Source organism: Bacillus sp. 5w2 (assembly GCF_054353775.1).
In genome coordinates this window covers 75,899-89,686 of record NZ_JBTIWT010000013.1, presented here as the reverse complement: position 1 = coordinate 89,686, position 13,788 = coordinate 75,899, and the positions used below count along the sequence as shown (strand labels likewise).

Here is a 13,788-nt window from a genome sequence, read left to right as displayed (position 1 = left end):
CTTTAATTATTCATTTCTTTAATTTCTCTATAAATTCGATTAAAATTATGTTTATCATTATGAGCATAATATTTCTTAGAATTAATACTATATTTCATTTCATATGTAAAATCATTTTCAACATATTTTTTTACATACTGAATGACTTCATTTTTTGTGTAAGCGATATCGCCCACTAAGTCTTTGCTTAAATCAACATAGGATCCTCTATATTTCAAATACTCATTTACATCAAAATGATAAAAGACTGTAGGTTTTTTCATATAATTAAAATCAAACACAACACTCGAGTAATCCGTAATCATTAAAGAACTATTTTGCATTAATTCTTTTACACTTTCTTCACCTAATTTAACAATCTTTATTCTCTCATTTAAAGATTCAAATTCATCTTTATATTTTTTTTGTATTTCAATATGGGGAAAAAACTTAAGAACTAAATTATTTGCTTCAAGTAACTCATGTAATTTTTTATCTTGTAGCAATCCATGATAATGAACAAAGAAATCTGATTCTAAAAATCCTTCTCTTGAACCAATTACCCATTCTCTCCACGTAGGCATAAGAAGAATTTCTCTCGTCTTTTTCTCTTTACTTTTATCTACTAATGAATCAAATCTGACTAATCCTGTAACCATAACTTGTTTTTCTTTAAAATTCATTTCATTAATCATAATATTTTTTTCGTGTTCCGAAGAAACAACAAATTTTTTGATCATCCCATTATAAGAATTTCGATTGAATTGTAACTTTTTCATTGCAATAATCCCATGTTGCAAGTAAATAATCTTCTTATTATTACTCGCCATCTTATTATGCGCAATGGTCGGTATAACGTCCCTAATACCATGACTTACAATTACATATTGACTTAAAAAATATAAAACGAGGTGTTTAAAACTGTCATATATTAAAACCTTATTTTTATACGGTAACAAATTATCCATATTTTTATTGCTTTTCTTACTCACATAATAAGTATCTTCTGGTACATTTTTATTTATACAGTTTTCAAAAAAAGCAAATCCATTATCTTGTGCCACTTCACCTAAATTTTCACCAATAAGCCATACAGGTTTTTTTCTGAATTTACTTAGTATTTTAGCAATACCTCTCGCTAAAACAAACTTAACTTTTTCACTTGTTTTTTCATTTACTCTCAGGTTACGTGTTTCGAGTGACATTAACTTACTTCTCTTATCAAAGAATACAGAAAGGTATAAATCCCTTTCTACCTTTACTGCATTTGATTTAAAAGTACTATTTTTATTAACTATTTCTAAATCTTCGCCAACTATTCTTGTTTTAACAATATTACCATTTACACTAGCAGCGAAATAAACGTCCCATCTACAATTCTCATAACTTTTTATTAACCCTCGATTTATACAGCATGTATAATCCCCATCAACATTTAATTGCATGGGCTGTTGGATTTCTACATTCGTCTGATTATTCCTTAATACTACTTTTACATCTTTTAATACAAAATTCTCCTGAATTACCGGTTGAATTACTAAATCTATATGTTTTTTCTTCATATCTATCTTGTGGCAACATGCTTTAAGAGAGTTACCTACAGAAACATATAGCTCGTTCTGATTTGAATAATGCGGCTGAATTTGTATTGGGTATCCATTAATATTATTATTAAGTGCTGGATAGATCATTATCTTTGATTTATTTTTTATATCATCTAAATTGGACTTCAATTCAAATTCTATGATTTTACTATCGATCTCTATTTGAACTATAAAGTTCAAGTTCATTCCGTCCATGTTTATCGTATTAAATAAATTCCAATCATATACAGTACTAAAATACTGTCCATTTCTTCTCTTTAAAAATTTATTCTTACATTCTATCTTTAAACCTGAAATTTTTTCATAAAGATATATGTTTTTTATGTTGTAATCAACATCCGGAATATCCATATATCCTTTTATAACTAAATTACTGCCTTCATAGTCAACCTTAGTAATATCACAATATATACCTTCATCCCTAATTAATAGTGCTAAATTATTATCTAACGTTACATACGGTCTCGCTCGTCTTATAGTACCAGACTTACTAAGCACGTTCTTTGGCATAATTATAATATCTGCTTTATCCTTTAAAATATAGCCTTTATTCAGTTTAATTTTATCTTTAATGCCCTGCACCTTAAATCTAATAAAGGCATCCCAAATACCACTTTCTTCAGATAAATCCTCTTCTTCAAATACAATACTTTTTTTAAATCTATTATTTTTTATAACAAGTGGATATGATCGTTCCCTCTTTGTGTCCCGATGGATAAATAATAGTTCTACTAATTCCCCTTGATCTACAATCTTATTAAACTGTACCATTCCCTCGACAGTAAACGTATTCCTCTGCAAATCAATATTTTCAATTTTTGTAGATGCTACTTTTTTTATATTTTTTTTGATACTAGCAACAAGCTCGTGCTTATTATTATACGAAAGTACATGATAGTATACTTGATTATTATATGAAAAATAACATCCATCTGTCTTTTGTCTATTTCGCACTTTTGTCAGAAAATCATTACCATTCAATGTTCCGGCACAAAATAGCTCCCATTCCCCTTCATATAAAGGCTTCTCTTTTAAACTTAATACTACTTGATATCTATTTGCATGGATATTTGTCTTTAACTTTGTTAACCCTCTAATTTCTTTCGTTACACTATTTTTCAAAAATAATGACTTCAAACACACTTCATTGTGCTTAAATTCTTTTGAAAAATCGCCTTCTATAATAAAATCCTGATCACTATTTTTCAAGATATTACTTACAGTAACCTCGACACTTACATGATCTTTTCTACTAAACTCAGCAAGTTTTTCAGACGAATTACTTTTCTTGACTTGAAAAATACTATCCTTTAGACATACAAAGAAATCTTGTTTTAAATTACTATATACATGAAGAAGAATCGTATCTCTATCTAATAGTAAGGAGACTTTTAACTTCCCGTAATTCATTATTTTCGAGAATTCCGTAATAGGTAAGATACATATTATTTTATTTTCTTCAATTTTCATATCAGATAATACTAATTGTTCCTTTTCATTGCCTTTATGAATGTATAATCCCTTCACTTGCTCACAAATATTTTCTTTATTTCTATCCGTTTGAACAGAAATTTCGATTTCTACATTATTATTTTTCTTAACTATCATATTCTCTAATAATAATTTTACTTTCAATTTAGCCTCACCTTTCATTTATTAGCGCCAGTTTCCTATTACGCTTCTATTTCCCCACACAAAAACAAAGTATTTGAATTCATAAAGTAGGTTATAAAATATAATATTAATCACTTAAAAAGCTTAAGGGTATCAGTTTTTTAAATAATCATTTTTCGAAAGAATGCCATCTGCAATTCTTTTCGAATTATTTGTATCTACATACGAGAAAAAATATTCCCTCATTTTTTTATACTTTTCCTTTTCTTTAAATCCATTACTTACATAAAAATTAATATACTGAATCAATTCATCTATACTAATACATTTATCTCCAAATAATTCTTTTTCATCCGTGAGATACCCGTTTTTCATAAAATCAAATTGAAAAAAAATTATTGGCTTCTCTAAATAATACATATCCCAAGAAACACTAGAATAATCCGTTACAAGTAATACAGATTGCATAATTAACTCATTAATTTTTTCATCATTCTGTGTAACAAACTGTACTTTAGAACTTGAACATTTAAAATAAGAATTAAAACTACATAGCCTCGGATGTATACAAAACTTCAAGGTTATACCATGTTTTTCCAACAATTCGATTAACCTTTCGTTATTTAACATACTTTCATACTGCTTATAAAAATTACTATTTAAAAATTGTTCTTCATTAACCTCATCCAACGACTCTCTCCACGTTGGCACAATCAAAATACACTTGTTTCCTTGAGTTTTATTTTGCAAATAATCCCATCTTGCCAATCCACTCACAATAATTTCATCATCAGAATAATTAAAGTGTTGTTTCACAATGTGCTTTTCATAATTGGAAGATACAAAAAATAAATTTGTTCCATTAGGGCTACCCTTTTTAAAGATTGAATCTACCCGTTTCAAACCCAACACTCCATGTTGTAAAAAAACATGTTTCTTAGAATGAATAACTTGCTTAAACCTCCCGCGGTTTTCTTTCCATATATAACAATGTGCTTTTGATTCCGATGAAATCATAAATTGACAAGCAAGAAGATAAATTAAATGCTTGATCCCCATAAACTCTATAACCCTGTCTTCATATTGAATAAGATTATCATAATCATTAGATGCTTTATTAATTACATAATACATATTAGGTATTTTTCCATTGCTATAGCAATGTTTAAAAAAGTAGTATGAATTATCTTGTGCAGTTTTGCTGAATTTTTCATAAATTAATACAATATTTTTTCGTTTCCAATATGATTTAAAAATATAAAATATAATTAGAGCTATTTTTTCTTTAAATGCATATTTTATATGGTCATATTCCCCCTTTTTTCGATAATGTAAACTTAATCCACCTTTAACAGTTATATACGGATAGACTATGTATCCTCTTTTTGTATAATCACGTTGTAATCGGTTATTAATTTTTTTATCAACAATAAAATTGGGATGCTTGATTCGATAGCTTTTTATTCCTTCACGTTCTATGTTTATATAAAAATCCCAAAAAAAAGGTTCTAATTCAAATTGATTTAAATCGATCTCAAAATAAACATCTGTTGCAAATGCATTTAGTTTATTATTTGTATGAGGGATTAAATAATATTTCTCTCCGTGCCGCTTATTCAAAGTTATACTATGAACCTCACATTTTTCTGTATGCTTAACATTAATAACAAACTGCCATTTCCCTCTTTTTTTCAAAAATGATTTTATTCTCATTTTCAAAATTAATTTTCCTTGGAAATCTATCATTGTCTCTACACACTCTCTTACATTCTAATGAATTTTAAATATCCTAATTCTATATTCACTCATCCACTACAATCATATAGAGAACGATATCCAGAACTATATAATCTTACATCCTAAAATTCACTTGGATTTTTCAATAAACGTATGCAAATATTGTTACTTGATTAAATTGAATCCCATCTATACTCTTAAATTTAAAACCATATTTATCAGTATGATACACAGAAATTGATTCATCTTCACTCACTAAACTTGCTTGTCCTAATTTCTCTAACAGTTCTGTTTTAGAAACGCTTATATTCTGAATTGTTATTTCTTTCATCTTTAATTGTTGGTTATACAAAATATCAATATTTTTATAACTATTACGCGCGCCTTCCCTAATCTTTTCTATATGATTAGGGTTTCCTAACACATTCTCTACATCTGGCTGTTTTTCTCCTAATATAGATATACCTAATTCTAGATTTGAATTAACATTTGCCACATTATTTAATTGATTTAACACTTCTTTGTACTGTAAAGTTCGACTTAATGAAATCTTGCTCGTTATTTCCTCACTAATCCAACCTTCTGATCCATCTTCATATAAAATAGCTAACCAGTTTATACCACTCAATTCTTCCTTTTTCTGATCCTTAACAATGAAAGGTGTACCAAAATCGATTGTACTTACTTGTAGGCCATCCAAGCTAGGTATGCTTCTAATACGTGCCTTTGCAGCCTTTACATATCGTATATCTAATTTTTCCCTGTCTTCTTTCCCTTTTTCCTTAGGTTTTATTTCCGCCTTATCTACAGCTTGTATTTGGGTTGATTGAAATAAGCCATCTTTTTTTAAATAAACTGTACTTCCTATCCCCATACATAAAAACATACTAACTAATGCAAATCCTAACTTCCTCTTTTTTTTATTTAGAGTTCCATTTAATTTTACTTTTTTATATCTCGGCAGTTGAATCCCTATTTTTTCGTTTTCTGTCTTTTTTAGTTGTTCTCCAGCTTGTTTTTTTTGAGCTTCTTCTTTAAACTTATGCTGCTCCTCTTTACTCATCGCTCTATGCTCTTTGATGAATTGTTCATATTTAGGCATTACGTTTTCTATCAATCCGTAATCTCTAATTTCACCATACTCTAGCCACAATGCTTTTGTACAAAATTGCTTAACCTGTCCTAATGAATGGCTTACAAAAAAAATCGTTTTCCCTTGTTCTTTAAATTCATTCATTCTCTTTAAACATTTATCTGCAAATGTTTGATCTCCGACAGACAAAGCTTCATCAATAACTAAAATATCCGGATTTATATTCACAGAAATTGCAAATCCCAAACGCGATTTCATACCACTAGAATACTTTTTAACTGGCATATCAATAAACTTACCAATGTCTGCAAAATCGATGATTTCTGGAATTAGCATCTTGATTTTACTTTTTCTTAACCCCATCATTAGACATTTAAGCTCAATATTCTCCCGCCCTGTCAAATTGTTATTCAATCCAGCAGCTATTGCAATCAATGCTACTTTACCATTTGTTTCAATAGTTCCAGCCGTAGGTGCTGTAATACCTGCGATTAAATTTGACATCGTCGATTTACCAGACCCGTTTACACCAATAATTCCTATTACATCACCTTTTTGCGCTTCAAAACTTAAATTTCTTAAAGCATAAAAATCTTCCCCAAACCCCTTTGGGTATAAGATATCTTTTAGCTTATCCGAACTTTTACTGTGCATTTTATATTTTTTTGTTACATTATGAAACTTCATTGAATAATTCATTTTCACAAACCTCATTATAGATAATCTACAAAATGTTTTCTAAATTTCACATGTACTGATGTACCAATTAACAACATAACAAAGACAATCCCCCAGAAATAAAAACCATATGTTATATTTTCAAAAAACCACCCTGTACCTAAAAAAGCATCCCGATATCCATTAACAACATAACAAAGTGGATTAAGTAGTATAAATTCTCTTAACATAGATGGTAACCTATCTGGAGTCCATAAAATAGGTGTCAAATAAAGCAACATTCTCATTAAAGACTGTACAAGCATTTGTACATCTCTAACAATTGTAGCTAGCGTTGAAGTAATTAACGAAAATGAAAAAACAAGCATCCAAGTAGCAAACATATAATATATTAGCTGGAGATAATGGATGGAAATCCCATTCCCTGATAATAAAAATATTATTGTTATTATCCCTATCAATATTATATGCTGATAAAAATTAGCCATAATTACATGACTAGGTATGATGCTCATTGGAAAGTTCATCTTAGAAATCATATTTATTCTCGTGTAAATAGATTTAGAAGCTTGCATAGTTGCAGGATTGACAAAAAACCATACTGATATCCCAGATACTAGCCAATATACAAATGGTATACCATTAACACCTGTTCCCCCTCTTATTGCGAATCCAAACACAAACCAATAAATACTCATTTGAATTAATGGATTTAATAACTCCCAAATAACGCCTAGATAATTATCTTTATTTGTACTTTTCACCTGATAAATAGATAACTGCTTAATCAAATAAAGATTATCTATCTGTTCCTTCAATACTGTAACAATTGCCTTCATTTTACTGTGCCTTTCTACAAAATACTTTTTCTACCACTCGTTGTGAGGCTAAACCGTCCTCTAAATAACAATATTTCTGATAAAAAGTATTGTATTTTCTCTCCAATTCTTCCGATTCAAGATTTGCGCATCTTATAATTTCTGCTATTACACCTTCTGTTGTTAAAGTCACTGGTCCAGGTGCTTCCTTCTCTAGGTCGAAATAAAATCCTCTTAACATATCACGATATGACTCAATATCATATGTATAAAAAATCATAGGCCTTTTCAAATTTGCATAATCAAAAAAGACAGAAGAATAATCTGTAATGAGCAAATCCGACAATACATATAATTCGTTAATATCGATATGTCCAGAAAAATCATGAACAAAGCCTTTATAAGGTGACAAATCAAATTGCTCAGCCACTAAATAATGCATTCTTAATAAAATAATATAACTAGAACCTAATTTTTCTTGTAAAAGACTTAAATCTAACTTTAAATCTAGTTTATAACAGCCTTTTCTGTAGAATTGATCATCTCTCCACGTTGGGGCATATAATATAATTTTTTTATTTAAAGGTAAATTATACTTTTTCCTTAGCTCCTCATTTTTTTTCAAGCTATTGCTTACATGTAAAAAATCATTCCGAGGATATCCTGTTTCAACCACATTTTTTTGAAATCGAAATGCCCCTTCAAAAATATCTGTTGAATATGCATTGGGTGACAATAAGTAATCCCACTTTTCAACCTCTTCTATGAAATTTTTCTTGTATTTTTCTGTAGTTGTACCAGGCATATGGACCTCTTTCATATCCAGCGCTAACTTCTTGAGGGGAGTGCCATGCCAAGTTTGTAAATACGTTGTATGTTTAGGCTTGGAAATCCACAATGGCAAACGACTATTTGTAACCCAGTATTCTGCACGCCCCATTAAAATAAACCAGCGAACTGAAAAACGTTTTACATACGGAATATTAGCCTCTTGGAAATATTCTTTATATTTTTTATTTACACTCCAAATCATCTGGAAATCTAAATTTTGCCGCTTCATATACTCATATATTGCACGCGGATTACAACTATATTGTTTACCAGAAAAACTTTCAAATATGACCAATTTTTTTCGAGAAGGTAGATGACTACAAATAGCAGACATTGTCTTGCACACATGCTTTACCACTCTGTGATTCCTTAACCTTCTAATTATACTCATATTATTTATCCCCCTATTTATGCTCATCCGCTCTACAAGGTTATAAAATTAATACTTTAATATGGCCCCTCTATCAATTAAAAATGATAATGAACGGGATAAATTTAATTACATATTTTGAACCTAGAAAAAACTTCATTTTTCTTTCTGATGAAATAAATAATCTACCAAATTCCTACTCGAATTCCCCTGCGAATACTGATTCCATTTCTTTTTAAACTGCCCCATTTTTTTTGCATCCAATACATCCCCTTGTATCGCCGCAATAATCTCACTTGAGTCATAAGCAACAGGACCAGGGATATCTGAGATATAATCCCCAATAATACCTCTCTTTTTTCCATACTGTTTTAAATCATACGCAAAAAATATCATTGGTTTATTTAAGAGACAAAATTCAAATGGAACAGAAGAGTAATCTGTTATTAAAATGTCTGTTACTAAAAACAAATCATTTATATTAGGATACGAAGAATAATCATATAAAAAATCTTTATATGATTCCTTATACTGTAAATTATTCCTAATAGCAGGATGCAACCTAATTATAAGGATATATTCGTCTTTCAAAGCCTCATATAGAGCATCGATATCTAAATGTAATTCAAAATCATTTAGTTCCTTATCTCTAAAAGTAGGGGCATATAAAAGTACTTTTTTCTTTTTTAAATCTGGATTTTTATGCCAAAATGAAGGGATAAGATTTTGTTTTTTTTCTTCATTAAAAAACAAATCAGTACGTGGAATGCCTGTCCTCAAGATATTTTTTTCTGTCATACCAAATGCTTGCATATAAATCTCTGCTAGCGCATCTGATCCTACAACAACCTTATGGAAATTTTGATATACCTTTAGAAATCTATGTTGAGCATATTTATTTCTCTTTTTAAAGGCAGGCGCTAACAATCCGAACTTTTTAAATGCTCCTGCCGCATGCCAAATTTGAATACATTGGACATCTTTTTTAAAACGAATCGTAGATAATGATCCAAAATAATTATCAATAATAATATACCGAGATGTTGCTAAATGATATATTGCTTGAATCGTTTGTATAATACTTTTCGTTTCAAATGCAACTGCCTTTACATCTGGATAATTTTTCACTTCATACTTGCAAGTTGATTTATATAGAAAAACAACCTCACAATCTATGTTTTGTTTTTTCATTTCTTCATAAATAAAAATAAGGTTTTCACCATATGACATAATAAAGGTAACCCTATTTTTAAGCGGAGCTATGTTTGCTATGCTAAATAGAATTTTGAATACAATTAGGTATAGTGTTACAATAATTTCCCTTAACATATTTTACCTAGCAACTAGCATTAATTCTTGTTTGATTTTACTTGTAGAAATACCTATTGTTCTTGGCAAGTAAACAACCTCACAGTAGTTTTTTAAAGAATCAAACTTGCCTCTCCAATCATCCCCCATAACAAATACATCAACATCGTTTTCTTGAATATCTTTTACTTTTTGTTCCCAATCATACTCTGGAATTACCTCATCTACATAACGAATTGCTTCTAAAATCATTTTGCGGTTCTCATAACTATGATAGGATTTTTTATTTTTTAATTTGTTAAATTCATCAGAAGACACCGCCACAATTAAATAGTCACCTAAATCCTTTGCCCTCTTCAATAAATTAATATGTCCCCAATGTAGCAAATCGAAAGTACCATATGTAATTACTTTTCTCATATTTTAATAGCCCCCAAAATCATTAAATAGCTCAATTTTAACAGGGCCTTTCTCGCATCATTATCAAAATAACAAAAGCCCTTTAAATCTGCTTCTAATTTACAAATTATTTACATTAAGTTCACACGAAATTCACACTAGCGATTATAACACACTTTTTATTGACCAACTATTACAATTAATATGCATTTTATGTAATACGTACATAAAGAAAGCGTTAACATTACTGGTTTGTAAGTATTTTTCCATTATGTTTATTAAATAAAAAAAACCAGAAAAGAATTGTATCCCTCTGGTTTTTTGTTTATAATATATTCTTTTTTATCGCAAAGCGCGACGTGGTAATTTATCGATATTCTCTAACATAATACCTGTACCAACCGCAACGCAGTGCATTGGGTTTTCAGCAATTAATACTGGTACTTTTAGTTCTTCTGCTAGAAGCATGTCGATACCGTGTAGTAAAGCTCCACCGCCTGTTAGAATAACACCGCGGTCGATGATGTCCGCCGATAATTCTGGTGGTGTGCGCTCTAGTACGCCTTTTGCAGCTTGTACAATGACAGCTGCGTCTTCTTTTAGTGCTTCTGTAATTTCTTCAGAGCATACTGTAATTGTACGTGGTAAACCAGTTACCATGTCACGTCCGCGAATTTCAAGTTCTTCGCTACGTGCACCTGGGAATACTGTACCAACTTTAATTTTAATATTTTCTGAAGTACGTTCTCCAATTAATAGCTTATACTTACGTTTAACGTAGTTTAAGATCTCCATATCAAACTTATCGCCAGCCATTTTGATAGAGGAAGAGGTAACAATATCACCCATAGATAGTACAGCGATATCTGTTGTACCTCCACCAATATCAACAACCATGTTACCGCTTGGTTGGAAGATTTCCATACCAGCACCAACTGCGGCTACTTTTGGTTCTTCTTCTAAAAATACTGTTTTACCACCTGAACGTTCAGCAGCCTCACGAATTGCTTTTTGTTCTACTGATGTGATATTTGTTGGACAACAAATTAAAATGCGAGGTTTTGAAAAGAAGCTCTTTACGTCCAATTTGTTAATGAAATACTTTAACATTGCTTCTGTAATTTCGAAATCTGCGATTACACCATCTTTAAGTGGACGAATTGCTACAATATTACCAGGCGTACGCCCCACCATACTTCTTGCTTCTTCACCTACTGCTAATACTTTACCTGTGTTACGATCAATAGCAACAACAGATGGCTCATTTAATACAATACCCTTACCTTTAACATGAATTAATACATTAGCCGTACCTAGGTCAATTCCGATATCTCGCGCAAACATTCCCGTTTTTTCCTCCTCGATATTCAAAATCAGGTTACACCCGAATTCTTTTACACCTAATTTCTGATTTTATCATAAATTTAACAGAAACGTAATATTCGCAAAAAGAATTCTTCTGAAAAATATTACCGAATTCAAACGGAATGTTTGCAATCGCATATTTATTGACGTACCGGCTTTTCTACATCTTCTTTTCTATACTTTTGCTTTGTTGCTTCTCCGCCTCTTAAATGACGAATAGACTTATGATAATCAAGAATTTCTTTCACTTCATTTGCGAGCTCTGGATTAATTTCTGGTAGACGTTCCGTTAAATCTTTATGGACTGTACTCTTTGATACCCCAAATTCTTTTGCAATGACACGCACTGTCTTTCTTGTCTCCACGATATACTTACCAATCTTGATAGTTCTCTCTTTGATGTAATCGTGCACACCACTCGCCTCCCTAAATTGGATGTGAGAAGTGTGAAATGAGCCTCGCTGCATACGACTAAGAAGTAAGTGTGAATGCTGTTTGTAAGCGTTAAACATTCTTGGATTTATAATGAAATGATTCACGATTTCTCACCTCAAACACTCTCTTTGCTTTGGTTTATACCATTGTATTGCCCGCACTACTGATATATGCTACATGTTCACTATTTTTGCGGACTAAGTTAAGAAAAATTACGTTTTTTTGTGAGAAATACGTTAACAGTGACTATTTTGACGAAAAAAATGACACCTTGTATATAAGGTGTCATTCTTCTCGTTCCAATTCTTCTTTTAACAATTGATGGTGGGGAACCTCTTTCTTACCGGCAATATAATAATATAAAGTAAATAAAACAAACAATAAAATAATAGCAGTCGACAGAACAAATAAAAATGACACAGTATCCCCTCCCTTTTGTAATATATATTCGAGAATCTCGTCATTTTTCCTTGTTATTGCAACTTTTTTCTCGAAATTGAGTATTTTTATATAAAAGTAAAAAAAATCAGCTCTCCTAGAGAACTGATTTTTTTCACTTTCTTATTCTTGTGAAGAAGAACTGTTAGATGATTCTGTAGAACCATTTGTTGATTTTTCTTCTTTCTTCGGTTCTTCTTTTTTGTCAGTAGTCGAACCGCTTGTTGATTTCTCTTCTTTTTGAGACTTATCTTCTGTTTTACTTTCTGGTTTCGTGCTCGTTGACTTTTCTTCTTTTTGAGATTTGTCATCAGCTTTTTTACCAGAAGCATTCGTTGCTTTTGCAGCACCTGCATCAGCTTTAATTTCTGCTACTGACTTATTTAAGTAGCGCTCAGGGTTCACAGCCACGTTGTCTTTACGTACTTCAAAGTGAACGTGAGAACCTGCTTCTTTATTCATTGCACTTAGACCGGATTTTCCTAATACTTCACCTTGTGCAACTCGTGCACCTTTTTCTACTTTCACACTGCCTAAGCTTTGATAAGAAACTGCTACACCATTTCCGCTATCAACTGTTACAACATAACCAAGAAGTGAATCTTTTTCAGCTTTCGTTACCGTACCGCTTAAAGCAGCAGCTACATTGAATTCTTTTCCATTCTTCGCAGCAATGTCAATTCCTTTATTTGGGGAATATGTGTTGTTATAAAAGACAAGTGCTTTTTCTTGTTCCGCCTCAGTTGCTGCATCTTCATAGAATTTCTTCTGTACGACTACTTCCGCACTCGCGGCTGCTGGCATTTTCACTACTTCTGAAGATTTCGTTACTGGTACTGCTGGATCTTCCGTTTGTGTATACGGTGTTGCTTGATCATGGTTCGGAGTCTTCTTCGGATTAGCTCCTTGGAACCATAGCGCAACCATTAAAATTACCGCTGCACAAGCAATGTATAGTGCCGGAAACACCCATCTTTTTTGAAATAAATGTACTACCTTTTGCGACTTTTTATTATTTCTTCCTCGCATTCCATCATCACCTCAGCAATCATTTTGAACAATATTCACGTATCCTATACAACGCATAACTAATTACTTTTCGACAAAATCTGTAAAAAT

The 13,788-nt window shown here is 31.0% G+C and carries 11 protein-coding genes; all 11 read right to left on the bottom strand.

The annotated features are described in order from the left end of the window. Positions 1-2 precede the first annotated feature (2 nt). The 11 genes from ACXY7N_RS20275 to spoIIQ all read right to left on the bottom strand — a co-directional run bounded on the left by ACXY7N_RS20275 (position 3) and on the right by spoIIQ (position 13,698). Positions 3-3,218, bottom strand: coding sequence for a CDP-glycerol glycerophosphotransferase family protein (locus ACXY7N_RS20275; protein WP_488592581.1), 3,216 nt, complete (start codon positions 3,216-3,218; stop codon positions 3-5). A 132-nt stretch (positions 3,219-3,350) separates the two neighbouring features. Further along, positions 3,351-4,910 (bottom strand): CDP-glycerol glycerophosphotransferase family protein, encoded by a 1,560-nt coding sequence (locus ACXY7N_RS20270; protein WP_229195394.1) that lies wholly within the window; start codon positions 4,908-4,910, stop codon positions 3,351-3,353. Between the two features lie 166 nt (positions 4,911-5,076). Next, entirely contained in the window at positions 5,077-6,726 is a 1,650-nt protein-coding gene (gene tagH, locus ACXY7N_RS20265) for a teichoic acids export ABC transporter ATP-binding subunit TagH (protein WP_488592580.1), read from the bottom strand. 14 nt (positions 6,727-6,740) lie between these two features. Beyond that, a complete protein-coding gene (locus ACXY7N_RS20260; RefSeq protein ID WP_016085505.1) occupies positions 6,741-7,544 on the bottom strand; it encodes an ABC transporter permease in 804 nt (267 codons plus the stop codon). A gap of 1 nt (position 7,545) precedes the next feature. Continuing rightward, a complete protein-coding gene (locus ACXY7N_RS20255; protein ID WP_488592579.1) occupies positions 7,546-8,745 on the bottom strand; it encodes a CDP-glycerol glycerophosphotransferase family protein in 1,200 nt (399 codons plus the stop codon). Positions 8,746-8,880: 135 nt separating this feature from the next. Beyond that, positions 8,881-10,053 carry a CDP-glycerol glycerophosphotransferase family protein gene (locus ACXY7N_RS20250; RefSeq protein WP_016085503.1) on the bottom strand — a complete coding sequence of 391 codons (1,173 nt, stop codon included), beginning with the start codon at positions 10,051-10,053 and terminating at the stop codon, positions 8,881-8,883. Positions 10,054-10,056: 3 nt separating this feature from the next. After that, positions 10,057-10,452: a glycerol-3-phosphate cytidylyltransferase gene (tagD, locus tag ACXY7N_RS20245; RefSeq protein WP_016085502.1), complete on the bottom strand. Its 396-nt coding sequence runs from the start codon at positions 10,450-10,452 to the stop codon at positions 10,057-10,059. 321 nt (positions 10,453-10,773) lie between these two features. Next, the gene (gene mreB, locus ACXY7N_RS20240) at positions 10,774-11,775 is read right to left on the bottom strand and encodes a rod shape-determining protein (RefSeq protein WP_016085501.1); all 1,002 of its coding nucleotides are present in this window, start codon (positions 11,773-11,775) and stop codon (positions 10,774-10,776) included. A gap of 161 nt (positions 11,776-11,936) precedes the next feature. Further along, positions 11,937-12,209 (bottom strand): sporulation transcriptional regulator SpoIIID, encoded by a 273-nt coding sequence (spoIIID, locus tag ACXY7N_RS20235; RefSeq protein WP_000544012.1) that lies wholly within the window; start codon positions 12,207-12,209, stop codon positions 11,937-11,939. Positions 12,210-12,516: 307 nt separating this feature from the next. Further along, positions 12,517-12,651: an ABC transporter ATP-binding protein gene (locus ACXY7N_RS20230; protein ID WP_098986302.1), complete on the bottom strand. Its 135-nt coding sequence runs from the start codon at positions 12,649-12,651 to the stop codon at positions 12,517-12,519. 141 nt (positions 12,652-12,792) lie between these two features. Continuing rightward, positions 12,793-13,698, bottom strand: a complete 906-nt coding sequence (gene spoIIQ / locus ACXY7N_RS20225) for a stage II sporulation protein SpoIIQ (protein WP_016136079.1) — start codon at positions 13,696-13,698, stop codon at positions 12,793-12,795. Positions 13,699-13,788 lie beyond the last annotated feature (90 nt).

Bases quoted from the DNA above. Each gene is read 5' to 3' on its own strand.
- ACXY7N_RS20270 (WP_229195394.1), bottom strand. From the start codon at position 4,910: ATGAGAATAAAATCATTTTTGAAAAAAAGAGGGAAATGGCAGTTTGTT.
- ACXY7N_RS20250 (WP_016085503.1), bottom strand. From the start codon at position 10,053: ATGTTAAGGGAAATTATTGTAACACTATACCTAATTGTATTCAAAATT.
- mreB (WP_016085501.1), bottom strand. From the start codon at position 11,775: ATGTTTGCGCGAGATATCGGAATTGACCTAGGTACGGCTAATGTATTA.
- ACXY7N_RS20255 (WP_488592579.1), bottom strand. From the start codon at position 8,745: ATGAGTATAATTAGAAGGTTAAGGAATCACAGAGTGGTAAAGCATGTG.
- ACXY7N_RS20260 (WP_016085505.1), bottom strand. From the start codon at position 7,544: ATGAAGGCAATTGTTACAGTATTGAAGGAACAGATAGATAATCTTTAT.
- tagD (WP_016085502.1), bottom strand. From the start codon at position 10,452: ATGAGAAAAGTAATTACATATGGTACTTTCGATTTGCTACATTGGGGA.
- tagH (WP_488592580.1), bottom strand. From the start codon at position 6,726: ATGAATTATTCAATGAAGTTTCATAATGTAACAAAAAAATATAAAATG.
- spoIIQ (WP_016136079.1), bottom strand. From the start codon at position 13,698: ATGCGAGGAAGAAATAATAAAAAGTCGCAAAAGGTAGTACATTTATTT.